18 protein-coding genes and 7 pseudogenes are annotated in these 25,061 nt (G+C 62.7%); 15 read left to right on the top strand and 10 right to left on the bottom strand.

Annotated features, from left to right (window positions below; all coding sequences use genetic code 11):
* Positions 1 to 358: 358 nt before the first annotated feature.
* The 4 genes from IT072_RS03270 (at position 359) to IT072_RS03255 (ending at position 4,399) form a co-directional block, all read left to right on the top strand.
* A complete protein-coding gene (locus IT072_RS03270) occupies positions 359 to 727 on the top strand; it encodes an ArsR/SmtB family transcription factor (protein WP_223359379.1) in 369 nt (122 codons plus the stop codon).
* A complete protein-coding gene (locus IT072_RS03265) occupies positions 727 to 1,779 on the top strand; it encodes a DMT family transporter (protein ID WP_223359378.1) in 1,053 nt (350 codons plus the stop codon). Before IT072_RS03270 ends, IT072_RS03265 begins: the two co-directional genes overlap by 1 nt.
* Complete coding sequence (locus tag IT072_RS03260) at positions 1,776 to 3,065, top strand: LssY C-terminal domain-containing protein (RefSeq protein ID WP_223359377.1); 1,290 nt, start codon at positions 1,776 to 1,778, stop codon at positions 3,063 to 3,065. Before IT072_RS03265 ends, IT072_RS03260 begins: the two co-directional genes overlap by 4 nt.
* Positions 3,066 to 3,136: 71 nt before the next feature.
* A complete protein-coding gene (locus IT072_RS03255; protein ID WP_223359375.1) occupies positions 3,137 to 4,399 on the top strand; it encodes a CDP-alcohol phosphatidyltransferase family protein in 1,263 nt (420 codons plus the stop codon).
* Between the two features lie 485 nt (positions 4,400 to 4,884).
* Here the strand turns inward: IT072_RS03255 and IT072_RS03250 are convergent, their stop codons facing one another.
* Together IT072_RS03250 and IT072_RS03245 are read right to left on the bottom strand one after the other, a co-directional pair.
* Positions 4,885 to 5,772 carry an SGNH/GDSL hydrolase family protein gene (locus tag IT072_RS03250; RefSeq protein ID WP_223359373.1) on the bottom strand — a complete coding sequence of 296 codons (888 nt, stop codon included), beginning with the start codon at positions 5,770 to 5,772 and terminating at the stop codon, positions 4,885 to 4,887.
* Between the two features lie 1,382 nt (positions 5,773 to 7,154).
* Positions 7,155 to 8,075, bottom strand: a pseudogene (locus IT072_RS03245) (IS5 family transposase).
* 690 nt (positions 8,076 to 8,765) lie between these two features.
* On the opposite strand from IT072_RS03245, the gene IT072_RS03240 reads away from it, so the two are divergent.
* Positions 8,766 to 9,047, top strand: a complete 282-nt coding sequence (locus IT072_RS03240; protein WP_223359372.1) for a hypothetical protein — start codon at positions 8,766 to 8,768, stop codon at positions 9,045 to 9,047.
* A 147-nt stretch (positions 9,048 to 9,194) separates the two neighbouring features.
* Here the strand turns inward: IT072_RS03240 and ligD are convergent, their stop codons facing one another.
* Both ligD and IT072_RS03230 read right to left on the bottom strand, forming a co-directional pair.
* On the bottom strand, positions 9,195 to 9,422 hold the full coding sequence (gene ligD, locus IT072_RS03235) for a non-homologous end-joining DNA ligase LigD (RefSeq protein ID WP_223359371.1): 228 nt from the start codon (positions 9,420 to 9,422) through the stop codon (positions 9,195 to 9,197).
* A gap of 59 nt (positions 9,423 to 9,481) precedes the next feature.
* Positions 9,482 to 9,756: pseudogene (locus IT072_RS03230) on the bottom strand (transposase); the annotation flags it as partial.
* Positions 9,757 to 9,912: 156 nt separating this feature from the next.
* Here IT072_RS03230 and IT072_RS03225 point away from each other — a divergent pair.
* The 4 genes and pseudogenes from IT072_RS03225 to IT072_RS03210 all read left to right on the top strand — a co-directional run bounded on the left by IT072_RS03225 (position 9,913) and on the right by IT072_RS03210 (position 12,402).
* Entirely contained in the window at positions 9,913 to 10,188 is a 276-nt protein-coding gene (locus tag IT072_RS03225) for a hypothetical protein (protein ID WP_223359370.1), read from the top strand.
* Positions 10,189 to 10,340: 152 nt separating this feature from the next.
* Positions 10,341 to 10,535 (top strand): annotated as a pseudogene (locus IT072_RS03220) (ATP-binding protein); the annotation flags it as partial.
* Positions 10,536 to 11,167: 632 nt separating this feature from the next.
* Complete coding sequence (locus tag IT072_RS03215) at positions 11,168 to 11,449, top strand: Rv0909 family putative TA system antitoxin (RefSeq protein WP_223359368.1); 282 nt, start codon at positions 11,168 to 11,170, stop codon at positions 11,447 to 11,449.
* Positions 11,450 to 11,534: 85 nt separating this feature from the next.
* A pseudogene (locus IT072_RS03210) lies at positions 11,535 to 12,402 on the top strand (IS5 family transposase).
* Between the two features lie 406 nt (positions 12,403 to 12,808).
* On the opposite strand, the gene IT072_RS03205 reads toward IT072_RS03210, so the two are convergent.
* The 4 genes from IT072_RS03205 to IT072_RS03190 all read right to left on the bottom strand — a co-directional run bounded on the left by IT072_RS03205 (position 12,809) and on the right by IT072_RS03190 (position 15,866).
* Positions 12,809 to 12,988, bottom strand: coding sequence for a hypothetical protein (locus IT072_RS03205; protein WP_223359366.1), 180 nt, complete (start codon positions 12,986 to 12,988; stop codon positions 12,809 to 12,811).
* A 106-nt stretch (positions 12,989 to 13,094) separates the two neighbouring features.
* Positions 13,095 to 13,790 carry a DsbA family protein gene (locus IT072_RS03200; protein ID WP_223359365.1) on the bottom strand — a complete coding sequence of 232 codons (696 nt, stop codon included), beginning with the start codon at positions 13,788 to 13,790 and terminating at the stop codon, positions 13,095 to 13,097.
* A 151-nt stretch (positions 13,791 to 13,941) separates the two neighbouring features.
* Entirely contained in the window at positions 13,942 to 15,402 is a 1,461-nt protein-coding gene (locus tag IT072_RS03195; RefSeq protein ID WP_223359364.1) for a phosphatase PAP2 family protein, read from the bottom strand.
* A gap of 62 nt (positions 15,403 to 15,464) precedes the next feature.
* Positions 15,465 to 15,866: a hypothetical protein gene (locus IT072_RS03190; RefSeq protein WP_223359340.1), complete on the bottom strand. Its 402-nt coding sequence runs from the start codon at positions 15,864 to 15,866 to the stop codon at positions 15,465 to 15,467.
* Positions 15,867 to 16,530: 664 nt separating this feature from the next.
* On the opposite strand from IT072_RS03190, the gene IT072_RS03185 reads away from it, so the two are divergent.
* The 3 genes and pseudogenes from IT072_RS03185 (at position 16,531) to IT072_RS21380 (ending at position 17,981) form a co-directional block, all read left to right on the top strand.
* On the top strand, positions 16,531 to 16,842 hold the full coding sequence (locus IT072_RS03185) for a transposase (RefSeq protein ID WP_223359363.1): 312 nt from the start codon (positions 16,531 to 16,533) through the stop codon (positions 16,840 to 16,842).
* Between the two features lie 146 nt (positions 16,843 to 16,988).
* Positions 16,989 to 17,669, top strand: a pseudogene (locus tag IT072_RS03180) (IS3 family transposase); the annotation flags it as partial.
* 45 nt (positions 17,670 to 17,714) lie between these two features.
* Positions 17,715 to 17,981, top strand: coding sequence for an IS3 family transposase (locus tag IT072_RS21380; RefSeq protein WP_223360892.1), 267 nt, complete (start codon positions 17,715 to 17,717; stop codon positions 17,979 to 17,981).
* A gap of 443 nt (positions 17,982 to 18,424) precedes the next feature.
* Here the strand turns inward: IT072_RS21380 and IT072_RS03170 are convergent, their stop codons facing one another.
* The gene (locus tag IT072_RS03170; protein WP_223359361.1) at positions 18,425 to 19,759 is read right to left on the bottom strand and encodes a fibronectin type III domain-containing protein; all 1,335 of its coding nucleotides are present in this window, start codon (positions 19,757 to 19,759) and stop codon (positions 18,425 to 18,427) included.
* Positions 19,760 to 20,079: 320 nt separating this feature from the next.
* On the opposite strand from IT072_RS03170, the pseudogene IT072_RS03165 reads away from it, so the two are divergent.
* Positions 20,080 to 21,000: pseudogene (locus tag IT072_RS03165) on the top strand (IS5 family transposase).
* Between the two features lie 454 nt (positions 21,001 to 21,454).
* Here IT072_RS03165 and IT072_RS03160 read toward each other — a convergent pair.
* Positions 21,455 to 22,399 carry an SGNH/GDSL hydrolase family protein gene (locus IT072_RS03160; RefSeq protein WP_442786785.1) on the bottom strand — a complete coding sequence of 315 codons (945 nt, stop codon included), beginning with the start codon at positions 22,397 to 22,399 and terminating at the stop codon, positions 21,455 to 21,457.
* Positions 22,400 to 23,024: 625 nt separating this feature from the next.
* Between IT072_RS03160 and IT072_RS03150 the strand changes: the two are divergent.
* Positions 23,025 to 23,949 (top strand): annotated as a pseudogene (locus IT072_RS03150) (IS5 family transposase).
* Positions 23,950 to 24,114: 165 nt separating this feature from the next.
* The gene (locus IT072_RS03145; RefSeq protein ID WP_223359358.1) at positions 24,115 to 24,789 is read left to right on the top strand and encodes a lamin tail domain-containing protein; all 675 of its coding nucleotides are present in this window, start codon (positions 24,115 to 24,117) and stop codon (positions 24,787 to 24,789) included.
* Positions 24,790 to 25,061: the final 272 nt, after the last annotated feature.

The raw sequence follows: 25,061 nt of genomic DNA, 5'->3' as shown, positions 1-25,061 counted from the left end.
GCGACTGGCTCGACCTACCCGCCGTCACGGCCGACTGGATCACCCAGATCTGCACGGAACCGATCCGCTCCCGGCGCGGCGGTGTCCCAGAAGGCACCTGGCTCTTCCCGGCTACCGCCACGGCCGCCCACTCAACCCCTCAAGCCTCGCCGCGACCCTTCGCACGCTCGGCCTGTCACCATTACGCGCCCACCAGGCAGCCACTGCGAACATCGTTGCCCGAGTCGCGCCCGCGGTCGTCGCACGTCTGCTTGGCGTCTCTGTAACCACTGCCACGGACTGGTACAACCTGATCGCCAACACCGGCACCGCCATGCGTTGATTCGATCTCTAGCCCGCTTAATGTGAGAATCTGCGTATGGATGCAGATATCCCGATGTGTGGTCGTGACCCGGAGAGCCCGTACGTCGAGTTGGCCGTCGAGGTATTCGCGATGCTCGCCGATGCGACCCGAGTCCGGATCGTCCTCGCGCTCCGTGACGGCGAGCTCTCGGTGAACCACCTGGCGGACATCGTGGATAAGGCACCGACGGCGGTGTCGCAGCATCTGGCGAAGCTGCGCCTGGCGAGGATCGTGGCTACCCGCCAGGAGGGCACCAAGGTGTTCTACCGTCTGACCAACGAGCACGCCAGCCAGCTCGTGACGGATGCGATCTTCCAAGCCGAGCACGCGCTCGGCGGCACCCCGGCCCACCACCGGCGTGAGCATGCCGAGGTAACCGACTGATGCTCGCCGCGCTCCGCAACACCGGCGTCCAGGTCGCCTTGATCTCTGCGCTGCTCTTCGGCGCCGGCACCCCACTGGCGAAACTTCTCCTGGCAGACAACGTAAGCCCGATCCTGCTCGCCGGCCTGCTCTACACCGGTTCCGGGATCGGCCTCGGCCTCTACCGGCTGATCCGCCGTCCCGGCCGGGTCCGCATCGCCCGGAACGAGATCGCCCCACTCGTCGGCGCCGTGTTCTTTGGCGGGATCGCCGGCCCGGTGCTGCTGATGGTCGGCCTGGCGAACATGCCCGCCTCCGGCGCCTCCCTGCTGCTGAACGCGGAGGGCGTGTTCATGGCGGTGCTGGCCTGGTTCGTGTTCAAGGAGAACTTCGACCGCCGCATCGCGCTCGGCATGATCGCGATCGTCGCCGGCGCCATCGTCCTCTCGGTGCCCTCCGGGGCGAACTTCGGCAGCCCGTGGCCGTCGCTGGCGATCCTCGCTGCTTGCCTGTGCTGGGGCCTGGACAACAATCTGACTCGCAAGGTCGCACTGAACGACGCCACCTGGCTCGCCGCAGTCAAGGGCGGTGTCGCCGGCCCGGTCAACCTGATCCTCGCCTTCGCCCTCGGTGCCCAACTTCCCGGGGCGTTCAACATCGCCGCCGCCATGCTCGTCGGCCTGGTCGCCTACGGCATCAGCCTGGTGCTCTTCATCGTCGGGATGCGCCACGTCGGCACCGCCCGCGCCGGTGCCTACTACTCCGTCGCCCCGTTCTTCGGTGCCCTCCTCGCCCTCGCGCTCGGTGAGCCGCTCACCTGGCCGGTCATCGTCGCCGCGCTCCTCATGGCGATCGGCGTCTGGCTTCACCTCACTGAGGTCCACGAGCACGAGCACACCCACGAGCCGATCACGCATGAGCACTGGCACGTCCACGACGAACACCACCAACACATGCACGAACCGGTGCAAGAGGTCGCCGACGGGGTGCGGCACAAGCACGTCCATACCCACGAGCCGATCACACACAGCCACCCGCACTACCCCGATGCCCACCATCGCCACAGCCAATGACCACGAATTCGGCAGAAGCGAATAGCGCACGTTACCGACATGAAGTGGATTGCTGTCACGAGGGGCGTTCTCGCACAGGCCCGGATAATGGATGGATGGCGTGCAATGATCGGGGGCGGACGCTCATCGCCCGTGTGTTCGAGTATTCGGTGTTCGTCGTAGCCGGAGCCGCTGCGGTGTGGCTGGGAGTTCTGGTCTCGATCCAGGCTGTTCGCCTGGGCTGGTACGGCGTCTTCGTCGCTGTTCTTGCCTGGGGCGTGATCGCGTATCTCGCTCTGCCTCGCCTGCACCAGATCCTGACCGAGATCTACGTTCCCGGGTACTACATCGGCCGTTCCCGCACCGGGGATGGGGTGCTCGGGGATCCCGTCAACCTTGCCGGTCTCGGGACCCGCGCACAGCTCGACCGGGTGATGCACGAGGCCGGGTGGATCCGAGCGGACGAGATCACGCTGGTGACGAGCCTGCGGATCATCGCGACGGCGCTGACGCGTCGCAGCTATGCTGAGGCCCCGGTGAGCTCGCTCTACATTTTCGGGAAGAAGCAGGACGTCGCCTACCAGATGGAGGTGGAGGGCAGCCCGTCCAAGCGGCATCACGTGCGGTTCTGGTTCGCGCCCCCCAGGTGGCGGCTTCCCGGCGGCTACCCGGTCGACTGGATCGGCGCAGGGACCTACGATCGCGCAGTCGGGCTCTCCCTGCTCACCGGGCAGATCACTCACAAGATCGACGCGGACATCGACGCCGAACGCGACTTCATCACTGAATCCATGACCGCTGCGGACGACGACGTCGACCTGTCGGTGATCGAGCACTACTCCTCCGGCTACCATCATCGCAACGGCGGCGGGGACGCGATCCGGACCGACGGCGCGCTTCCGATCGTCGATCTTCGACGCGTCGCCGCAACCGACGCCCAGCCGCAGACGACGCGGCGGACGTCCTGGCGCACGCTCCGTCCGGCGTCAGCGGTGGCGGCGCTTCTCATCGTCGTGGCCACGCTGATCACGGCGGTATCCGCGTTTTCCACGGTCACCGGACGGAGCGCACTGCCGGATCTCCTGATCTTGGTCAGCTACCTGGCCGTCGCGGTGCTCGTCTTCTTCGGCGTCCGGTGGGCGCAGGTCGTCGCGGTCATCCTCACGGCGTACAAGGTCGTTGACGCCTTCGCGCTGTGGGTCCAGGGAGGACAGATCACGTTCGACCGGCTGCTTATCAGCGTGAGCCTGGCGGTCATCACACTCCTACTGCTGACCTCGCGAAACGCCGCCCGCGCTACCACCTGAGCTGTCGCTGTGCCCGGTTCGCATACAGGCGCTGCCCAGCGCTCCGCCACTTCTTCGACGAAGATAAGTGTATGGATCTTCTCGAATGGGTGACGTCGACAGCGTCGACTTTGCCCGTCCCACTGCTTTGGGCGCTCGGCGCGTTGTTCGCTTTTCTCGAGAATGGTCTGGGTCTGGGCTTCTTCGTTCCGGGCGAGACCATCGTCGTGGTGCTGGCCGCGGCGCTGAGCGACCCGCTCTCGGCGGTCGTCATGTTCGCGGTCGTCGTCGTGGCCGGCACGGCAGGAGACCACGTCGGATACCTCCTCGGCCGACACTTCGGAACCGGTCTGCGCGACACGAAGCTCATCCAGCGGATGGGCGTCGACAACTGGGACCGCGCCGTGGACGTGCTTCGGCGGCGCGGTGCGATCGCGGTGTTCCTGACCCGTCTCGTCCCCGTCATCCGCACGCTCACTCCAGCCACGGCCGGCGTCGCGCGCGTGCGCTATCCGGCGTTCCTCTTCGCCTCTCTGGCCGGCGCGGCGACGTGGGCCGCGGTCTACGTCGGAGCCGGCTACCTCCTGCGCTCCTCGCTCGACGCCGTGCGCCAATCGCTCGGCCCGGTGAGCAGCGTGCTTCTCATCGTCGCCCTCGCCGCGGCCGTCGTCTTCGTCGTCCACCGGCTCGTGCGCAAGCGCGTCCTCGCCCGCGGGGCCGACCTCAGCGCCGAGTCGCGCGCGCCTCGCACCCCGCTCTCCCACCGTCTGTTCAGCGAGGACGAGTGGCGCACCTGGCCGAACCTGATCACCGGCATCCGGATGCTCCTGCTCCCCATCTTCGTGTGGATGATCACGACACGGATGCTCTGGGGCGCGATCATCGTCATCGGTGTGGTGTTCCTCACGGACTGGCTCGACGGATGGCTCGCCCGCAAGACGAAGAAGGTCTCCGCGCTCGGCACGTGGCTCGACCCCGTCGCCGACCGCATCACGGTGTTCGTCACCGCAGGGGCGTTCGCGCTCGGGCACCTCGTGCCATGGGAGACGTTCGTGCTGCTCCTGATCCCCGACGTGCTCCTCGGACTCGCGGCGCTGCTCGTGTTCAAGGGCGATCCGAATGTACCCGTCACGATCATGGGCAAGATCCGCACAGCGCTCATTTTCGTCGGCCTCCTCGGGGTGCTCCTCGGCGAGGCGCTGCGCGGATCCGTCTCAGACGACCTGCGCTGGATCGTCGGTCTCTCCTTCGTGCTGTACCTGCTCGGCATCATCGGCCACTACATTGCTGCGAGCCAGTACGCGAAGGCGATGATCGCCCAGACGCTCGCCGCCCGCGACGTCACGTCGACCTGATCGCGGGTGAGAGTGACGATACGGGTGAGACGGACGCCGTATAGGAACACGAGCAAACCCGCGGCGCGGGTCTTGGAGTCCATGTCAGCGTTGGTGAGGAATCTGCGGGCCATCCGCCATCGACGGTCAGATTCGTAATGCCTGCCTTCGAGGCGATTTATGCGGAATTCGACACGGAGGCTGTTCAGTCGGTGCCGCCGCAGCCAGCGCGTGAATGGTGATCGCAGGGAACTGATCCAACCTTGACCCCAACCCGGGTTCTCCCGTCCTCCAGAAACAGACGGGAGCCACCCTCAGGTGCGGCCACTTAGCTTCGACACAACCAGCCCGGCAATTCGTAGCCGGGACCGGATAACTCCGACAACCCGGAGCCCGCTAACAGTGACACAGCCAGACGTCGTTGCCGTATCAGCCGTTCGGTCGCGCTCGATGTGCAATGACGGTAGACGAGTGCCCTGCGCGGAGCTGGGCACTCGTCTGACTCTCTAGCCGAGAGCGTTCTCCATGGCGGGGAGATATCCGTTTTTGTAGCCGGCGGCGTTCGGATGGCCGCTGTTGGGCAGGGCGAGGATGTTGAGGTCGTTGATCCATGCATCATTCCCACTGCGCGGTCCAGCACCATGACCAACAAAGTTGTCGCGAACATCCACGTAGCGAACACCCGCGCTTTCGGCTGCGGACTTGATTGTTGTGTTCAATTCGACGGCTGCTTCGTTCATCAGCGCTCGGGAAGGGTCGGAGACAAGCTGCTTCACCCGCGGAACGTTGAACAGCTCGGGATACCCGATCGCAAGGATTCGGGCGCCCCTTGCTGCTTTACTCGCGATCGCACGGTAGGTGTCCGCGAGCTTCTGCGGCAGGGTGGACCCATCGCTCAACGGTTTAGTGCCCTTGATGATCGCTTTGCTGTTCTCGATCGCGTTCTGGCAGTCGGGTTTCGTCGTCGCGGAGCCCAGTTCTGCGAGTGCGCACGTCGTCAACGTGGGAATGAACTCAACATCGTTACCGCCTACAGTGATGGTCACGAGACTCGTGGCGGAGGTCACCGCGTCGATCTGCGGTGTAGCGACCCCACGATCGTCCTGGGCCGTGCTCGTGATGTTGTCTGCCGTAGCGCCACCGCATGCAACAGACTCGAACGACGCGGGATCGTGGCTTTGTGCCCACAACGCTGGGAACGATTTGTCCGTGCGATCACACTTATTGTCATACCTGGACTGGGATCCTTGCCCCGCTGAAAACGAGTCTCCCAACGCGACATAATTCTCCGCCGTGGTCGCGTGAGCTGGGCCCACTACCCCGGCCGCCGCCGCGAAAGAAGCGATAACCACACCGATAGCCGGAACGACTGTGTTCCTCCGAATTTTTCTCATACCTCCACTTCAACCGTTCAATGCAGCGCGCAAATCGTCCTGAAGTACGATATCGACGTCGACTACGGCAGCCACCCAGACCCCGTGCTGCGGGACCTCGACCGCGCGATTGTGTACGCCGTCGGGGCTGTTCCCACACTCCGCAACTCCGCCCTCGGCGCGATCGCGACCGATCTCAGCACCCTTTTGGTCCAAAGGTCGTAGCCCTGGACTGCAGCCGGCGGGCCTCCGGGGCGATCGCCTGCCATCAAGGCGGGCGATCTGGTCCGCATCAAGGATCGTGAGTGGGAGCGCGTGGCCAAGACCAACGCGAAGACGCGCGACGGACGTCGCGGTGCATGCCGCACCCGACCCGGTACACGTACGGGAAAGTCACCGCCCACACACCCCAGTCCCGGTGAGTGGGACGGTGCGCTGCAGCCCCGGCCTGGGCTGCAGCGCACCTAGGAACCGCAATGAAGAAGCACCCCGGGTGCGAGCAAGGACTGTTGGGGGACCCTGATATTCACACCCGGTAGCACCTCACAGCCAAGCACTCCGGCCCCCTGACCGAACCTCCCGCCATGATTCTCTCGGGAAATTCACCCCACAGCATCTCGTTGTCGAGACCGCGAGGGCGGTTGGCCGCGAAGGCTACTCCACGCTCTCTCGCCCCCACAGGTCAGTGACAACGGGCTCAACACATCACCTTCCCGAGAGGCGGTGACGGGTGACCGGGACCTCGAGAGGGCTAGGGCGTGTCTCCTAAATGGCGTAGCCAGGCGATGACGGCAACGACCTCAACATCCTCGCCCTGCCCAACAGCGGCCATCCGAACGCCGCCGGCTACAAAAACGGATATCTCCCCGCCATGGAGAACGCTCTCGGAGTGCCCAGCTCCGCACAGGGGGGTGAACGACCGGGTCAACTGCCACGACACTTCCCGTGAGACACCCAGGTAGGTGAGGGTGAAGGTGTCTTGTTCCGTCGACTCGACCAGGATGCGGACGGATCTGGACGGGCGGTTACTCGGTGGTCGTCATCCCTACGAGCAGCGTCCCGTGCCGTCGCCGACGACTGCGTCGTACCCACAGCTCTCGCAGCACGCACAGAAGTGCCGCAAACCCTGACGACCACTTTGTAACCAACGGGACTGCAGAGGGTCTTTGTTCCCGTGGACACCGCTTCTCCCGCAAGACCTATCACGAGGCAAGTGAGCGCGACACTCAGTCGTGTGCTGCGTCCCCATCGCGCCGACTGGATGACGTTACGGCGGTCCGCGAGATTGTGGGAGCGCTGAAAATCGAATGAGTGCTTTCGACGCCGGAACGTGATCCAATGCACGCCCCTCAGCTTGCGTGGCTCCGTCGCGGCCACAGCCCGCGGCTCGGCCCCTCGCGGTCTCAACCCAGCGTGTCACCAATACCTTCCTCACACCCCTGGGGCGTGTCTCCTAAATGGCGTAGCCAGGCGATGACGGCGTTGAGAACGACTGCGGCGCGGTAGACGATCGCGAGTTTGTCGTACCGGGTCGCGAGGCCGCGCCACTGCTTGAGTCGGCAGAAACCGCGCTCGATCACGTTGCGGTTCTTGTAGTCGATTGCGTCGTAGGTGACTGGGCGGCCGCCGCGGGAATCGCGCCGTTTCCGGTGTCCTTGCTGGTCGCGGGGCTCCGGGATCACGGACTCGATCCCTCGCGGCCGGAGGTGCTGTCGGATCGCGCGAGACGGGTACGCCTTGTCGCCGCGGACCCGGTCCGGCCGGGTCCGCGGACGGCCGATGCTTCGGCTCACGCGGAGGTCGGCCAGGAGCGGCAGGAGCATCGGGGAGTCGCCTGCTTGACCGGGCGTGATCATCGTAGGCCGTTGCCGTCGACAAGCTGATGCACCTTCGTGGACAGACCGCCGCGGGAGCGGCCGAATCCGTGGTCAGGCGGCTCGATGCCCGCTTTCGTGTAATTCGACGAAGCCCCCTGTGGCGCGGGCGATGTTCGTCGCGTGCTGGTGCGCACGGGCGATCGTTGAATCGACCGACACCGACCAGTCGACTTGCCCGGCCGCGTCCGCCGACGTCAGCAACCGGTCGAGCAGCACGTCCCAGAGGCCGCCACCGGCGAGGCGACGGTGCCATTTCCACACCGTCTGCCACGACCCGAACGCTGGCGGCAGGTCCCGCCAGGCGATGCCCGTCCGATACCGGTACACGATGCCTTCAACCATCGTTCGGGCGTCAGCGAACGGGCGGCCCTTCCGGCCCGTCGGGCCGGGCAACAGATCAGCGACCGCAGCCCACTGGGCATCCGACAGCAGAAGGAAACGACTCACCCAACGACGATCCCAGACCCGCCGCCATTACTTAGGAGACACGCCCTAGCGGACGCGTGCTACACCGTCTCGGTGGACCCGATGTATGCCTTCGGACGTGATCCTCAATCAGGTGTCAAGCTGAGTTGAGGGGCATCGGGTTTGAAGGTTGCACGTCGCGGAGCATGGCCCAACTCACGTTCATTCCTCAGCGGGCGAGGGAGATGATGGCGTTATTGTGCGTCTCGCCTTCTTTCTGGTTTCGAGCATGGTAGGCCGTCGAGGCGGGTCAGCTCGTGGAGGGGATAAAGGCGGCGAGGAAGCAGGCTTCATGAGGCGCCGGGCCGTGGCGGCGCGGCCGATGGGGGTTGCCGTTGCACTTTTCGGAGCCACGACGCGCGGGTGCCAGGCCGGCGAAGCTTCCGACTTCTGCCGTGGATCGCGGTGCCCGTGTACGGGCGGGTTGCCGCAGGAATATGGCCGATGAGCAGGCGATTGGTACCGGAGGACTAGGAGAATCATGCCTCAGGGGGTCTGAACCGGCCGCCGTGGTGGAAGACGATTGAACTAACACAAACACACCTGACCCGCACCTCCAAACCCAAACGAGCGCCGGGAAAAGGGAAGAAACATCGACTGTTCCCCGTGTGACTGATTCGACTCTGTAAGCGTGGAGCAAAGCCAATACATTGATGGAGAAAGGCAGCCTTCATGGCGATCACAAAGAATCGATTCCTCACCGGGATCATCGCGGCTGGAGTACTAACAGCAACGTCAGTGACAACAGGCGGCATCGCCTCTTACGCAAGTGAGACTTCGACGCCCTACCACCCATCGACAGTCTCGAGCACGCATTGCGGGTTTGGTGGAGTGCAGATAGCACAGGTAGAGGCGCGAAAGGCCTACATTGCCATGTTGGAGAAAGATCCCACTGCACCTAAGGAACTAATCGAGAAGTTAAAGCACCAGATAGACACCTGCGATTTCGGATGATTTACCCCTAGGGTGTGTGCGCCGGCTTCTGAAAACCGCGTCCGACATACTTCGACGCAAGCCATGGCGGGCGCCTCTACGGTGGAGGAGTTACGCCTGCTCGCCGAACGCCAGCATCGCCCGGCGACGGTGACCGGATCGTGGATCTCACCCCAAGAATGCAGGACGCTCGGGTAGCACCCAGTCGGGGACGTCGTTGACGAGGTCCTCCTCGAAGTATGACTCGATAGGCGACGCCGCGGCACCGACTCCGTCCGGCCAGCGCTTGCGCATCATGGGACGTTTGGCGAGGTCGGGGAGGAGAACTGGCGCGATCGTGGCGTAAGAGAGGATGACATAGCCTTTGGTGGTGCCGGCATCCGAGTAGAGGAGCACGAACGTTGCTGAGCGGCCGCCACTTCCGGCAGGGGTGGTCGTCCAAGACCGTTCTCACGGAGGTCGGTGCGGTGCCAATCGAGGTGCTCGGCGACCTTCGGGAGCTTCTCGGTGACATAGTCCAGGTCCGGTCGAACGGGGCGTTGACCGCGGCGGCGTCGGGCTGCCCACAGGCCGAGTGGAGCATCGCTTTGACCGCGGGCCACATGCCTTTTTCGGTGTGATATTTGTCAGGTTCGCCCGCGTAGTGGGTGCGGCAACGCTGCCAGGCCGCGCCGGGCAGGTTCGCTGCGATTGCGTCCTTCAGGCCCGCGTGCGCGTCGGAGGTGACCAGTTACACCCCGGCAACGGGCTGTCAGATCGCACTTGGCCGGGGCGGCTTGGAGGGCGGCTTGCTCGCTGGAGAAGGCCATAGCGGGGCACCGTGGTACGACTATGGCGAGACTGAGGAAGGATCCGTCCGGGGAAATAGCACCCGTAACGTGAAGACATGACCACTTCATCAGCCCAGCTTTCCGCCAGTACCGGTCGCGGCACCGCCAGCCTTGTCCTCGGAATCTGCTCGCTCCTGGTCGGGTGGACGTTCTTCGCACCAATGATCGGTTTGATACTAGGCATTTCCTCACGCAACCGCGAACCTTACGCTTGCACCCGTGCCGGCTGGGGCATTGCTCTCAACCTCCTCGCCATGGGCGTGTGGATCCTCCTCACCCTTGCAGCGCTCCTATTCGGCGGGCTATTCGCGATCGGTTCCTTCTTTGCCTGAACTGCAGCAACCCAGTCGACATAGCCCAGCGGTCCTCGTGACGGTGACACAACAGCTCAGCTAGCCTGCCCACGCACAGGACTTGGACTTTGTCGGGTTATAGGCAAAAACGTGTGGATGGGATCTTGATCTGGCCGCGTGATTACCCGAACGAGCAGGGCTCGATCATGGTCACCAGCAACCTCCCCTTCGGCCGCTGGGGCGAAACCTTCGGAGACGACTTCGTCGCAGCCGCGATGATCGACCGCCTCGTCCACCATTCCGAGGTCCTCACCCTCACCGGCGACTCCTACCGCACCCACGGCCGCCGAGACCTCATCACCAAAGACCACGCCGACAAAAACTGACCCCAGAGGGTCAAGATTCAAACGGCGAAACGGGGTGAAAGTTCACCCCGCATTGACAGTTCATTCCGATCCCACGCTACGGGGTCATTCTGAAGCCGTCGTCGACATTCCCAGTCGTTTCCGTTGTTATCTCCACCATCTCAGGGCCATGCAAAGAAGAATGCCCCAGAGAAGGTGGCTACCGTTTCTGGGGCAGCTACTGCCATGACTTATGGGGGGGGTCTGGCAGCAGCGCCTCCTATTTTCACGCACACACCACCAAAGCCGCACGCCACCATGACCGTGGTCTGTCATTTCGCCCCTTATCGACCGTTGGCCGGAAAGACCCACAGTCCGGGTGAAAATAGTGGACAGCTTCGTCTACCGAACGGTTGCGACAGGAGTGGCTGGTTGGCTCGAAGCAGCCCAGTCGACGGGTGGGTTGACAGGGCAGGTGAGCGGCGCGGCTTTCGCTGGCCGTGCCACCCAGAGGGCGCCGTGACCGACGGGGACGTACGCGGCGCCCTCTCAACAACGGCCCCCACCGTTCCCCGCAAACCTGAGCGTGGGAGCATCACCCCGGCGACTTCAGATGGATTGCGTGTGCGCGGGTTAATGGTGGGGTGTTTTCGTCCGGTAGGAGCTGGGGCGTCGTGGTTTCTCGTGATGTTGGGCGTTGTGTGACTGCTCAAGTGAAGGGAGTGGTGGCAATGGGGATTGAGGATGCGGTCGGGAAGGTCGAAGGGCTCATGCAGAGCGCGGAGGGTGAGGTTGTCGTCGACAAGGTGCTGGACGCTGTTGAAGGTGCAGTCAACAAGGCCACTGGTGGCAAATTCGAACAGCAGCTTGATGATGCTCGCCACACCATCGAAGACAAGCTCGGCCACCAAACCGAGACTGTCAAGAAGTCACCAACGGTCCGTCCAAAGCGGTGAGGGGCACCCCAACGGGGTGCCCCTCACCGCTTGCTACGGTGTGTTGCTAAACGCTGGGCGGAGGCGCGTGCGCAAGCCTTGAGCAGTGACGCGCTGTGAGATCTCGGATGAGGTGTGGGTTGTGATCGGCCCGTTGTTCCCGGTGGCGAAGGTGACGGGTCGCCCACCGGTGGACCGGCGGAGGGTGGTGGAGGCGACCGCGTGGCGGTACCGCACTGGTGCAACGTGGCGGGACGTTCCTGAGCGGTTCGGGAACTGGAACACGATCTACAAGAACTTCAACCGGTGGTCCGAGCAGGGTGTCTGGGCGCGGGTCCTCGAGAAGGTGCAGTCCCTCGCACACCAGCGCGGCGAGTTGGACTGGATCGCGTCGATTGACTCCACGATCGCCCGTGTTCACCAGCACGGCGCGACCCTCGCCCGCGACACAGGGGGCCCGGTCGAACTACAAGAAGTTCGGCGCGGAGCCTCCTGACCACGCGATCGGCCGCTCTCGTGGCGGTCTGACGACCAAGAATCACATGGTCTGTGACGGCAAGGGCCGCGCATTGGCGTTCGTGCTGACACCGGGACAGACAGCAGACACGACCATGCTGATCGACACGCTCTCCGAGATCTACGTCGCCGGTCGAACCGGCCGCCCCCGCTCCCGTCCGGACCGAGTGCTCGCAGACAAGGGCTACCCCTCGAAAGCAAACCGGGCCTGGCTACGCGAACGAGACATCGCGGCAACGATTCCTGAACGCGAAGACCAGATTGCGCACCGCCGCAAGAAGCGGGGCAGTCCGATCGACTTCGGCGCCGCCCAACGCACCCGCTACCGCGGCCGCAACGTCGTCGAACGCTGCTTCAACAAGCTCAAGCAATGGCGCGGGATCGCGATGCGCACCGACAAGGCCGCCCGCAACTACCACGCCGCGATCTGCCTCGCCGCGACCCTCCAATGGGTTTAGCAACACACCCTAGCGAGGGACCTGATTTGCCTTACGGCTCGGTAGGGTGCTTTGGCCCGCTATGACACGAAATGTCCCTGACACCGATCGGTGTCGGGGACGTTTCATTTGAGGCTGCGTGTGCGTGCTCCCCGATTGGGGGTAGGGCGTAGAGGTGAGCGTGTGGTGAGGATGAAGTGCAAGGAGAGGAGCGATCATGACTCTGGACCTTGCAAGTGGTGGTTACGTTGTCTCGTCGGCGGCATGCCCGATGTGCGGTAATCGGAACGTGTTTCCGGCGATTCGCGACAATCTGGACGGCACCCCCACTTTCGTGATGATCTGCGCCTATTGCGGAGCGAATCTTCCCTTCCCGCATTAAACGTTCTGTTCGCTGAGGGGTGTCGTCGTAGGGGGGTGGGCGATGTCAGGTATTCTCGCGGGTGCCCGCCCGGATCAGGTCGCGTCGGACGGTCTCGGCCGTGTTGGCCTGCCACCACGCGGCGTTCGGCTCTGTCGTGATGGCAAATTCCGTGCCGGCGCAGATGCTGGTCCCGCCCTGATCGATGTGCGCTCGCATCTCCAGAACCTTGGTCAGACTCTTCACGATCAGCCCGCAATCAAGGCAACGCAACCACACGACAGGGGCCAGCTTACTTCGTACCACCATCTGACCGTAACGGGGAGATGAGCCGCTCCGGGCTATTGGCCGGTTAGTGCGAGTTGTAGAACGTTGTGAACGTTTCGGGGTCGGTGCTGTTGCCGTTGAACACGGCGCCGTTGACGATCACGGTTGGTACTTGGCTGATTGCACGGGTTTGTGTGCGGGTAGGCAGGGGCCCGGCGACAGCTTTGGTTGTTTGGGAGTCAACCCAGGCCGTGTATTTCTCGATGTCAGCTTCAGTAATCGGTGTTGCGCTGGCCTGCTTCGCCAACTCGACAAGTTGGTCATTCGTCAGCCCGGGCGAGTTCTCGGCCGGCTGGTGCGCGTAGAGCGTCGTGAGGAATTGGGGAAGTTGGGCGGGGCTGGTGGCCGCGATGGCGGTGAGTACAGCTGCTGCGCGGGTTGAGTAGTTCGTGCCTTGAGAGAGTCGGTTTAAGATCGCTACCGGGTGCACCCGGAGCAGGGCTTTCCCGGCATTTGCTTCTTCGAGAAGGGCGGGGCCGGAGAGCTCTTCAAATTTCTTGCAATATGGGCACATCGGATCCAGATACAGGTCAACGACTTTCACCCCCGAACCGATTTGCAGAAACCCGTCGTCGAAGTGCGCTGCCCCTTCCACGCCGGAGAACGAAAGTGATGTGGTGGACGGTGTGGGCTGAACTGGTTCTTCCGAGCTACATGCTGTCATTCCGGCGGCCAAGACAACAGCCGCGGAGATCGTCAACAATTTGTTCACCATACGCATACCCACACCGTAGGGAACTCCCCTGAGCGTCCCGGCAGCGTGGTGTTCTCCTGTGAGGCTTAGGGCGTGTCTGACAATGTCTTGGTCCAGGCGATGACGGTGTTGAGGACGACGGCGGTGCGGTAGATGATGCCGGTGGCTGGCGAGGTTGTCATCCTGTGTTCTCTCCTTTGAGCCGGTCAGGATCTTCGAGTACGGATGCTTGCCCTCCGGTGTTGGTGACGGTGACCGTTCCGTCGTGGTTGATGCGCACGGTGGCGCTCATCGCTGCGGCGAGGTTCAGCCGTTGCCAGGCCGGGCCCCCGGTTACTGTCAGGTCCAGTGGGTATCCGGAAGCGAGCTGTGTCTGCGCAAGGACGGATGTACGTTGTTCCTCGGACAACGTGGGAAATGTGGTCAGGAGGAGGTTGGCCGCGCCGGCGGGGACAGATGGCGGCAGGCTGGTGTCGTCGATCGGGGAGAATCCGTACGTCAATCGTGATTGGTAGGTGGACACGGCGCTGGCGCGATCGGTGACTGTCTCATCGGTGTCGGCAGGGGTCGAGCGGCCGCCGTACGGGTTCGATTGGTAGGGATCGCCTCTTGCGGCGCAGCCCGCGACAGTTCCTCCACACCTGTTTTCGAGGTAGGTGATGAGCTCTGTTCGCGCCGGTTCGAGTACCTTGCTCCGGTAGATCGGGTCGGACCACCGTGCTGCTGACGCGGCTTGCCCGACAATGCGCCCACCGATGACGTCCAGGGGTGAATGCACCCCGAGAACGATACGGTTGTTGCCCGCCTCGGAGGCACGGGCAAGGATTTCTGGTGCAAGTTCTGGGAGCAGCGTCGCGAGTGTGATTCCGGCCTGATAGGCCTTCGTTGTGTGTCCGCTGGGATAGCCGCCACTGGTGCAGATCGCCGACACTCCGTAGTCAGCGCTCAATGCCACCGTTTCATCGGTGAACTGATGGGTGGTATCGGTCGCATCGGGCACCCGCTCAATTCTTAGGTTCCCGTTGGCGTCCGCGTAGGACGTGCCGTTGCGCACAGCGGCCAACGCTGAAGAGTTCGTCAGATCCGGCGCACAGCGTGGCTCGTCGCCCGATGTGGGTGAGGCGGTCGGGTCGGTTGGGATATACGGCCGCGGGAAGCTGAAGACAGTTTTGGCATGGCTTGTGGATAGGTACGCTCCGCTGGTGCCTGTCTGCCCATTGAGCAACGCGCTCGTCAACGGCAGTTCGCCGTTTTGGCGGCCGGCTACGTATATTGGCCCCAGCACCGAGCCGAGGGCGGAGCCGATCGTGATCGACTGGTCGTAAGGCGCCTGGAATGCTGCGTCCTGAAGGGCACGAAAGCGCTGCTCCTGCGTCGCGTTGTTATTGATCCACGTCGCGCTCAGGTCGTTCCACGCCAGGGTCTTCCGGTCGTTCACGATACCGTGAAGGTCGTCGACACCATTGGACGTCCAGATCCGGTCGAATCCGCGCAACAGTGCAATGACCTCGGGCTTGTTGGCATCGCTCGGATACGGGGCTCCGCCGTGGCCTTCAATGCCGCCTCGTTCGGTATCCAGCCGTGATACAGGCACGAATGCGGGCGACGCGTCTGCCGGGACCGCAGCGGCCATCACCATCGAAAGACCTATGATGGCTGCTGTGGCAGTGTGCCGGGTGTGTGTCGTCTGAGCACCCATCGTCACACCGGCCGATTATCGTGCGAGCCTGCGTCAACGCACTCGTGGGCGCGTGTCTGCGGGCCCGCTGACGCCAATACATACCCGTCGCTCACGGAGATCAGGTTCGGTGAAACATCGATACGCATCCGCGCGAGCATGCCGATCAATGTCACGAGGGCGGGGGCATCTGAAGACGACGTCTGCAACACCACGGTCTCGCGTACCATCGGGTCGACCAGGCTTTCCCCGAACACGGAGACGACCCACTCCTGTGTGTCGGCGCGATCGTCCACGCGTTTGAATTGGGTCAGCAGAACTGATTCGATTTCCTCGCTCGTCAGGCTAGACAGGTCGCGCGCCCACACCGCGCCCTGATACCTACGCGGACATCCTGCCTCTCGGGTGATTTCCATCATTCCCACGAGGACCTCCTTGTCATTCCTACCATTTGCGGAAGTTGTGCTGCCAGCATGTTCGACAGGGCGGCGATCGGATCGTCGCCATTTCGCACGTGGCCGATGTATTGGCCACCGATATATACCTGGAGGAAGTTCGTGCAGTGTCGCGGATCCTGCTTGGTCCAATCGAATACGTGACCAGTACTCGCCACGCAACGGTATTCATACTTGCCCGCAGGAGTGATCGCGGCGGCCGGAGTCGCCAACCCGAGAGTCCCGGCCACCACAAGAGCGACAAGCCCGGCAGCACCCGTTGTCACCTGGGAACGCATCTCAGGTGCCCTCCTTCGCCGCTGGCCCAGCCGCCCGGTTCGCTCTCAGCCGGGCTGTCAACTCCCTCCCTTGCACGCTGCCGCCGAGAGAAGGACCCACCACGACGGCGTTCTCCCGGCGCCCGATCAGCTGTCCGCGGGCATCCCGCCCACGAGCACTTCGATTCTTTTGATTCCGACGACCTGTTGTGTTCATAAATCCACGTTAGAAACCCACACCTACGACACGCATCAACGCACAGACCCACACGCGCTCAGACCCCGGTACCAACTCGGGAGTTACGAGAAGAACATGGGATTGAACCGTCCCCGGTTTGATGCCGCCTTCTTTCGAGTGTGGAAGGAAGAGAGGGATCATGCCGAAGAAGATTCCGGAGAAGACCAAGCAGCGGGCGACGCGGCTGGTTCTGGATCACTTGGATGAGTATCCGAACCGGACGGCCGCGTGTGAGACGGTCTCGTCGCGGTTGGGCATCGGCGCTGAGTCGCTGCGTCGGTGGGTGCGCCAGGCGCAGGTCGATGCCGGTGACCGGGCCGGGGTGACCTCGTCCGAGTCCGAGCGGATCCGCCGTCTCGAGCGGGAGAACCGTGAGCTGCGTGAGGCGAACGCGATCCTGAAGGACGCGGTCGTTTTCTTCGCCGGGGAACTCGACCCCCGACGCCGTTGATCCTCGCGTTCATCGCGGAGCAGCGGGCCAGGGGCCGCGCGGTCGGGTCGGCCTGTGACGTTCTGCGATCGCAGGGCGCGTTGACAACTCCGTCAGCAGTGGTCGTGACGATGTGACCAGAAGCCGCCTGCTCGTCAAATGGGGCACCGCGGGTGCTGGCCGAGCTGCGGCTCGGGCTCGGCGTTCACGTCGGCCGAAAACGCGTGGCGAGGCTGATGCGCCTGGACGGTCTGGTCGGGGTCTCGCATCGCCGGAAGCGACGCGGATGGAGGCCGGACACCGCCACCCACGAGGATCTGGTGAAGCGGCATTTCCGCGCGGACGCACCGGACCGGCTCTGGTTCTGCGACATCACCCAACACCGCGCGAAGGAAGGTTGGGTTTACTGCGCGGCCGTGATCGACGCGTTCAGCCGCCGAGTCGTGGGTTGGTCGATCTCGGACCGGATCACCACCGAGATCGTCGTCGACGCGCTCGAGATGGCCCGCTGGCGGCGCCGTCCCGAGCCCGGCACCATCGTCCATGCGGATCGAGGAGCGCAATACACCAGTTGGCTGTTCGGGCACCGGCTGCGTCACGCCGGGCTGCTCGGGTCGATGGGCCGAGTCGCATCGTCGGTCGATAGCGTCCTGATCGAGAGCTTCTGGTCGATCATGCACCGCGAGCTCCTGGACCGCACCAGCTGGGACTCGAAGACGCAGCTCGCCTCGGCCATGTTCGAGTGGATCGAGGGCTTCTACAACCCGCGCCGCCGGCACACCAGCCTCGACCACCTCAGCCCTACCGACTACGAAGCCCTTCACACCAACCCCGAAGCCGCGGCATGATCAACACACCGAAACCGTCCGGGAAACCGGGTCAGGCTCCAACTCCTGAATCGCACGAAGTGGAGAACCCGAGCCAAACTCGCCAACGCGTTCTTCGAGTACATCGAGATCTTCCACAATTGCCAGCGCCGACACTCCGCCCTCGGCTACCGCACCCCGATCGGATACGAGACACTCGAAAACAACGACATCCCCGCCACGAGTTGGCGACCCGGACTGGCACCAAATCCGTGGGGAGGGCAACCCGGCACCAGAACGTTCCTCACGCCCGGTCTCGCGGTCGAGCCGCTCGTTGGGCGTGGAGGCCTGTGAACGCGCGTGGGTCCGCGCGGGTCCTGTCTGAATGCTTGACCGTGTTAGCCAGCTTCCCGTCGACGTAGTACAGAGGCTGGTCGAACTGGGCCCGCTCGGCACCGTCGTCGGGCTAATCATAGGCGGGGTGGCAGCATCGCCTATGACGTCTGACGTGGTTGTTGGTCTCGGCGATGTATTTGCTGGTGTCGGCAAGCGTGGGGTGTTTTGGGTTGCAACTGCCTTATCCCTCCTCACCGTCGCTTCCCATCGACACTCGGAAGCCCGGGTGAGGAGAGGTCACTCCTCAGGCTGTCCCTTGACTTCAATAGTCGTATGGAAAAAGAGGTCTTTGAGGATTCGGATAGGGGACTATTCCTTCTCCGTGTGCGGCCGTGTCAGGACGGCTCCGCGAGAGGTCATTGCGGTCAACGGGACCACCACCTACCTATCTGAGGAGTCTCCTAATACTTGGGGTGGGTTGTTGTGACGCCATTGGATGCGCGACCGGGCAGCGGTTTGCTGTCAGGCCCAGCGCCGACGACGGTTGATCCTTTGAGAGGAAGAACAGTTACCGAATAGAGATCACTGCTGGATAGGCCACTGAGAGTTGTTTCTTGGGTCAGCGCAAATGTTGCTTCGATGTTCACATACGCGGTCTTGGACCAGCTGAGACCATCACTGGCGGGACGGTAGAAAACACGGTAGCCGGTGACGCCTCGATAGTCTCTGGGTCTGCTCCAAGAGACTTGGATATCTCCCCACGTCTTGCCCGGTGTGGCCACTATTCGAGAAGGGAATCGGTCCGTGTACTCGTACACGCTAATGACGGAAACAGATTGTGGATCAGTTGAAGGGTATTTTTCTATATTTGGCGCGTAAACCGTGGACCCATCTGGGCTGAAAGCAACGCTTCCGGTGCCCCGGCTACTGAAGTTTGTGACAGAACCAACTACTTCTTTGGAAGGGACGTCTACCACTGTTACTCCGTTTAGGGGTGTGGCTAGGTAGGCGGTAGAGCCATCTGAAGAAAAGGCGGCAGTAAAGGTGTCATGGATGCCCGATATTGTTGATGTCTCTGCCCCAGCATCCACATCCACAACTTTGATTTCTCTGAGAGCCCAGTCAATGATGAAGGCTGTTTTCCCATCCGGAGTGATCGCCACATTGGCCGGAGTCTCACCTGTATACCCGGATACAACCCCGATTTGCTTGTGTGAAGCAACATCAATGATTGAGACGCCCCCACCATCTTGATTTGCGACGAACGCTTTTGAACCATCCGGAGTTATTGCTACCCCACGAGGAGCTTGGCCGGTGAAGTTACTCACCGTGCTCGTGACTTTGTCACTAACAACATCTACAACCCGAACAAGGTTTTCGCGGTCATCGGTAACATAGGCGGTTCTCCCATCCGGAGTAATCGCCATACCCCCCACGAACGGGCTCTCATCCGTGGGGACAATCCCAACTACTTCATGCTTTTCCGCATCCACAATGACAATGCCTTGTGGGACGTAGATGTAGGCCTTTAGCCCGTCGGGGGTGAACAGGATGTCGAAAGCGCCGTGCTCAATCCCAGTAACAGTGCCTGCCCTTGTGTTCGTAAAAGTATCAACAACGAAAACTTGACCTACCGGACCTTGGCCTTCCGACTCCACGAAACTAGAAACATATGCGATCTTGCCATCGGGGCGAACAGCAGCCTTTTGAAGCCCAGGAACCGAGAGTCCCTCGACAATCCCGACCTGGTTGTTAGTGGTGACAGTCCTCGTTTGATCAGGCTCTACATTATTCATTGCCATTCCTCTGCGCTCTCAGACCAACAATTGCTACCCGGGCACGTCTCGCTTCTGCCGAATTTCCCGGTGAGTGCCGTCGATTTGCCATCTCATGCGACCATAGTTGCCTGCTTGATGATCGCCGGGTCTTCAGCACGGTCAGAGTTGACTTTTAACCCAGCAATCGACCGTTCCTCGGAGTGGACCGACTCGTTGACCTGTCATGCGCGGATTTCCCCTCGAACGACACGTTGAACCCTGAAACCTGCCGCAGACCTTCAAGTAGCGCCCAGGGCGTGTCTCCTAAGTAATGGCGGCGGGTCTGGGATCGTCGTTGGGTGAGTCGTTTCCTTCTGCTGTCGGATGCCCAGTGGGCTGCGGTCGCTGATCTGTTGCCCGGCCCGACGGGCCGGAAGGGCCGCCCGTTCGCTGACGCCCGAACGATGGTTGAAGGCATCGTGTACCGGTATCGGACGGGCATCGCCTGGCGGGACCTGCCGCCAGCGTTCGGGTCGTGGCAGACGGTGTGGAAATGGCACCGTCGCCTCGCCGGTGGCGGCCTCTGGGACGTGCTGCTCGACCGGTTGCTGACGTCGGCGGACGCGGCCGGGCAAGTCGACTGGTCGGTGTCGGTCGATTCAACGATCGCCCGTGCGCACCAGCACGCGACGAACATCGCCCGCGCCACAGGGGGCTTCGTCGAATTACACGAAAGCGGGCATCGAGCCGCCTGACCACGGATTCGGCCGCTCCCGCGGCGGTCTGTCCACGAAGGTGCATCAGCTTGTCGACGGCAACGGCCTACGATGATCACGCCCGGTCAAGCAGGCGACTCCCCGATGCTCCTGCCGCTCCTGGCCGACCTCCGCGTGAGCCGAAGCATCGGCCGTCCGCGGACCCGGCCGGACCGGGTCCGCGGCGACAAGGCGTACCCGTCTCGCGCGATCCGACAGCACCTCCGGCCGCGAGGGATCGAGTCCGTGATCCCGGAGCCCCGCGACCAGCAAGGACACCGGAAACGGCGCGATTCCCGCGGCGGCCGCCCAGTCACCTACGACGCAATCGACTACAAGAACCGCAACGTGATCGAGCGCGGTTTCTGCCGACTCAAGCAGTGGCGCGGCCTCGCGACCCGGTACGACAAACTCGCGATCGTCTACCGCGCCGCAGTCGTTCTCAACGCCGTCATCGCCTGGCTACGCCATTTAGGAGACACGCCCCAGGGGTGTGAGGAAGGTATTGGTGACACGCTGGGTTGAGACCGCGAGGGGCCGAGCCGCGGGCTGTGGCCGCGACGGAGCCACGCAAGCTGAGGGGCGTGCATTGGATCACGTTCCGGCGTCGAAAGCACTCATTCGATTTTCAGCGCTCCCACAATCTCGCGGACCGCCGTAACGTCATCCAGTCGGCGCGATGGGGACGCAGCACACGACTGAGTGTCGCGCTCACTTGCCTCGTGATAGGTCTTGCGGGAGAAGCGGTGTCCACGGGAACAAAGACCCTCTGCAGTCCCGTTGGTTACAAAGTGGTCGTCAGGGTTTGCGGCACTTCTGTGCGTGCTGCGAGAGCTGTGGGTACGACGCAGTCGTCGGCGACGGCACGGGACGCTGCTCGTAGGGATGACGACCACCGAGTAACCGCCCGTCCAGATCCGTCCGCATCCTGGTCGAGTCGACGGAACAAGACACCTTCACCCTCACCTACCTGGGTGTCTCACGGGAAGTGTCGTGGCAGTTGACCCGGTCGTTCACCCCCCTGTGCGGAGCTGGGCACTCCGAGAGCGTTCTCCATGGCGGGGAGATATCCGTTTTTGTAGCCGGCGGCGTTCGGATGGCCGCTGTTGGGCAGGGCGAGGATGTTGAGGTCGTTGATCCATGCATCATTCCCACTGCGCGGTCCAGCACCATGACCAACAAAGTTGTCGCGAACATCCACGTAGCGAACACCCGCGCTTTCGGCTGCGGACTTGATTGTTGTGTTCAATTCGACGGCTGCTTCGTTCATCAGCGCTCGGGAAGGGTCGGAGACAAGCTGCTTCACCCGCGGAACGTTGAACAGCTCGGGATACCCGATCGCAAGGATTCGGGCGCCCCTTGCTGCTTTACTCGCGATCGCACGGTAGGTGTCCGCGAGCTTCTGCGGCAGGGTGGACCCATCGCTCAACGGTTTAGTGCCCTTGATGATCGCTTTGCTGTTCTCGATCGCGTTCTGGCAGTCGGGTTTCGTCGTCGCGGAGCCCAGTTCTGCGAGTGCGCACGTCGTCAACGTGGGAATGAACTCAACATCGTTACCGCCTACAGTGATGGTCACGAGACTCGTGGCGGAGGTCACCGCGTCGATCTGCGGTGTAGCGACCCCACGATCGTCCTGGGCCGTGCTCGTGATGTTGTCTGCCGTAGCGCCACCGCATGCAACAGACTCGAACGACGCGGGATCGTGGCTTTGTGCCCACAACGCTGGGAACGATTTGTCCGTGCGATCACACTTATTGTCATACCTGGACTGGGATCCTTGCCCCGCTGAAAACGAGTCTCCCAACGCGACATAATTCTCCGCCGTGGTCGCGTGAGCTGGGCCCACTACCCCGGCCGCCGCCGCGAAAGAAGCGATAACCACACCGATAGCCGGAACGACTGTGTTCCTCCGAATTTTTCTCATACCTCCACTTCAACCGTTCAATGCAGCGCGCAAATCGTCCTGAAGTACCGTCTTGCCCGCTGCGGAAGAACACGATCAATTTCCCGTCTCTCGCCCACGCTGGCTGCCCGTAGTACAGGTTTGGAAGAAGTTCCGGGGCTGCTTCGAAGACGTTCTGCTGCAGACGCTCCGCCATGGCGCGGTCGGGCTGGGGCATCGACTCGATCTTCTCGTGTCGCGCCAGCGCATCTGCCGCGTCTTTCTCGGCGGCCTTTCCCGCGCGTGCGTCCGCGCGGAGCTCCGCATCCCGGGCTTTCATTGCGCCCTGCTCCTTCGCCTGCGCGAGCAACTGCTCCGCGATCTGCTGCTGATCGATGATCTCTCCCGTCACAGGATCGATCATCTCGATGACGCCGGCCATCGCCCTTCCTTTCGGTCAGGCCAGGCCAGATCCACCGTTCTTCTTACAGTCCCCGGCGGTCTTTAGCGTGGAGCGTGCGAATTCGATCCTGCCACTGACCCTCCACCGGTCGGGTGGGAAAACGTAGCGGTCCCGACAGCTGTTCCTTCTTTCCTGGTTGACGCTCTGGCGCCACTAGGGCGTGTCTCCTAACCGTTGTTGTGGTCGTGGTGCAGGCTGGGCGTTGTGTCGCGGTCTCGGGTGTTGTCGGATTCTCAGTGGGAGCGGATCGCGTCGTTGATGCCGGCCCCGTCGCCGAAGGGCGGTCGCCCGTTCGGTGATCATCGTTTGGTGGTCGAGGCCATCATTTGGCGGTATCGGACCGGGATTCCGTGGCGGGATCTGCCGGCGGAGTTCGGTCCCTGGCAGACGGTCTGGAAGCGTCACAACCGATTCAGTCACGACGGCACCTGGGACCGGGTGCATGCTGCGCTGTTGACTGAGGCCGACGCGGCCGGGGTGCTGGATTGGACGGTGAGCGTGGATTCCACGATCAACCGAGCCCACCAGCATGCGACCACCTTCGCCCGTGTCGAGGAGCCCGCGGGCCGCCGCCCCACCAACACCCCAGGGGGCACGATCGAATCACAAGAATCTTCGTCAGGAACCCGCTGACCACGCGATCGGCCGCTCGCGTGGCGGCCTGTCGACGAAGATCCACCAACTCGTCGATGGCAACGGACTCCCGCTTGTCGTGCTCCTCACGCCGGGCCAGTCCGGTGATTCGCCGATGTTTGACGCCTTGATGGGACAGCTCCGAGTAGATCGAATGGGTCGAGCTCGCACCCGGCCCGACGCCGTCCGCGGCGACAAAGCGTATTCATCACGCGCAATCCGCTCCCACCTCCGCCGACGCGGTATCGCGGCAGTCATCCCCGAACCCGACGATCAGAAGCGACACCGCCTCAACCGCGGCAGCGCGGGCGGCAGACCACCCCGATTCGACGCGATCAACTACCGAGGACGGAACGTCATCGAACGCGGCTTCTGCGACACCAAGCAATGGCGAGGCCTCGCCACCCGCTACGACAACCTCGCCGTCACCTACCGGGGAGCAGTCGTCCTCCGCGCAATCACACTCTGGCTCAAACGGTTAGAAGACACGCCCTAGCTGTGGTGAGGTGGATGGTACTGAAGTCTGGGTCACATCATCCCTCAGGAGGTCCTGGCAGGGGGGCGGGGATGAAGACAATGAAATCAATCGCGTACTCCATGCACTCGTAGATGAGCTCCTGGTCTAAAGAGGGTGAGATGCGAACCAAATGGACAGCGGAAGGTGAAGAAAGTGAAGTTCCGTAAAGGAAGTAAGTTCCTGCGAGCTGGGGCAGCCGCGTTTGTTGTTTCCGGCCTTGCCATAGGAAGTTTGCCTGCGACCCCGGCGTTCGCGAGCAGCGATGGGACCGGGGTTGTGATCAACGAAGCCTACTTGTCGGGTGGAAGCCAAGGGGCTGCGTACAAGAATAAGTTTATTGAGCTCTACAACTCGAGTAACTTGAGCGTCTCTCTGAAAGGGTGGAGTGTGCAATACCGGGCAGCCGGCGGTGACGGTAGGTCAGCGGCAGTACTCCACTTGACCGGGAAGATTCCGGCGAAAGGTCACTACCTTATCCAGGGCGGCTCCAACGGTTCGGACGGCGTTGAGCTACCAAGTCCGGATGTGAGTGGCAGAAAATTCGACCCCAAGGGTACGACGGGGACGCTCATTCTGGCGCGCACCACAGAAGCCCTGACGCTTCCTACCGGAAGTGTGACTAAGACAAGCAACGTTGTTGATCTCCTCGGTTACGGTACATCCAACACGTACGAAACCGAGGTAGCGGACGCACCATCTAGCAACAAAGATGTTCGCTCGATCACCCGAATCGATGCTGTCGACACAGACAATAACAAGGCTGACTTCGTTCTAACATCCACGATCACCCCACAGAACGCAACCGGCACACAGCGGTAGGAACGACTACGCCTTGAATGTGAGCCTGTCCTTCTCCGGTTGGGCTGACACCTTCACAGACTCCGGGCTCTGCGCCGTGATAGCCGGCCATCTCGACATACCGGCGCGCCTACTTCGCCGCCGTTGAACCACGAGATCCGGAAGCAGTCGGCCGCTGCCGCAACCGTCCACCCATTGTCGATGATCAGCCGCGCAAGGCACAGTCTTTGCCGCGGCGTCAACGCCGCATTACCGTGAGACACGAGAACCTCCAGGTTTCGAGTGAATGTCTT

This window comes from Leifsonia sp. ZF2019 (genome assembly GCF_019924635.1).
Taxonomy (GTDB): Bacteria; Actinomycetota; Actinomycetes; order Actinomycetales; family Microbacteriaceae; genus Leifsonia.
This window is presented reverse-complemented; position numbering and strand designations above follow the sequence as displayed.

What these genes read in the sequence shown, in the direction of transcription:
- IT072_RS03250 (WP_223359373.1), bottom strand. Translation starts at nt 5,772, where the DNA reads ATGAGAAAAATTCGGAGGAACACAGTCGTTCCGGCTATCGGTGTGGTT.
- IT072_RS03255 (WP_223359375.1), top strand. Translation starts at nt 3,137, where the DNA reads ATGGATCTTCTCGAATGGGTGACGTCGACAGCGTCGACTTTGCCCGTC.
- IT072_RS03270 (WP_223359379.1), top strand. Translation starts at nt 359, where the DNA reads ATGGATGCAGATATCCCGATGTGTGGTCGTGACCCGGAGAGCCCGTAC.
- IT072_RS03260 (WP_223359377.1), top strand. Translation starts at nt 1,776, where the DNA reads ATGACCACGAATTCGGCAGAAGCGAATAGCGCACGTTACCGACATGAA.
- IT072_RS03225 (WP_223359370.1), top strand. Translation starts at nt 9,913, where the DNA reads ATGACCACTTCATCAGCCCAGCTTTCCGCCAGTACCGGTCGCGGCACC.
- IT072_RS03170 (WP_223359361.1), bottom strand. Translation starts at nt 19,759, where the DNA reads ATGAATAATGTAGAGCCTGATCAAACGAGGACTGTCACCACTAACAAC.
- IT072_RS03265 (WP_223359378.1), top strand. Translation starts at nt 727, where the DNA reads ATGCTCGCCGCGCTCCGCAACACCGGCGTCCAGGTCGCCTTGATCTCT.
- IT072_RS03195 (WP_223359364.1), bottom strand. Translation starts at nt 15,402, where the DNA reads ATGGTGATGGCCGCTGCGGTCCCGGCAGACGCGTCGCCCGCATTCGTG.
- IT072_RS03200 (WP_223359365.1), bottom strand. Translation starts at nt 13,790, where the DNA reads ATGCGTATGGTGAACAAATTGTTGACGATCTCCGCGGCTGTTGTCTTG.
- IT072_RS03160 (WP_442786785.1), bottom strand. Translation starts at nt 22,399, where the DNA reads ATGAGAAAAATTCGGAGGAACACAGTCGTTCCGGCTATCGGTGTGGTT.
- IT072_RS03240 (WP_223359372.1), top strand. Translation starts at nt 8,766, where the DNA reads ATGGCGATCACAAAGAATCGATTCCTCACCGGGATCATCGCGGCTGGA.
- IT072_RS03185 (WP_223359363.1), top strand. Translation starts at nt 16,531, where the DNA reads ATGCCGAAGAAGATTCCGGAGAAGACCAAGCAGCGGGCGACGCGGCTG.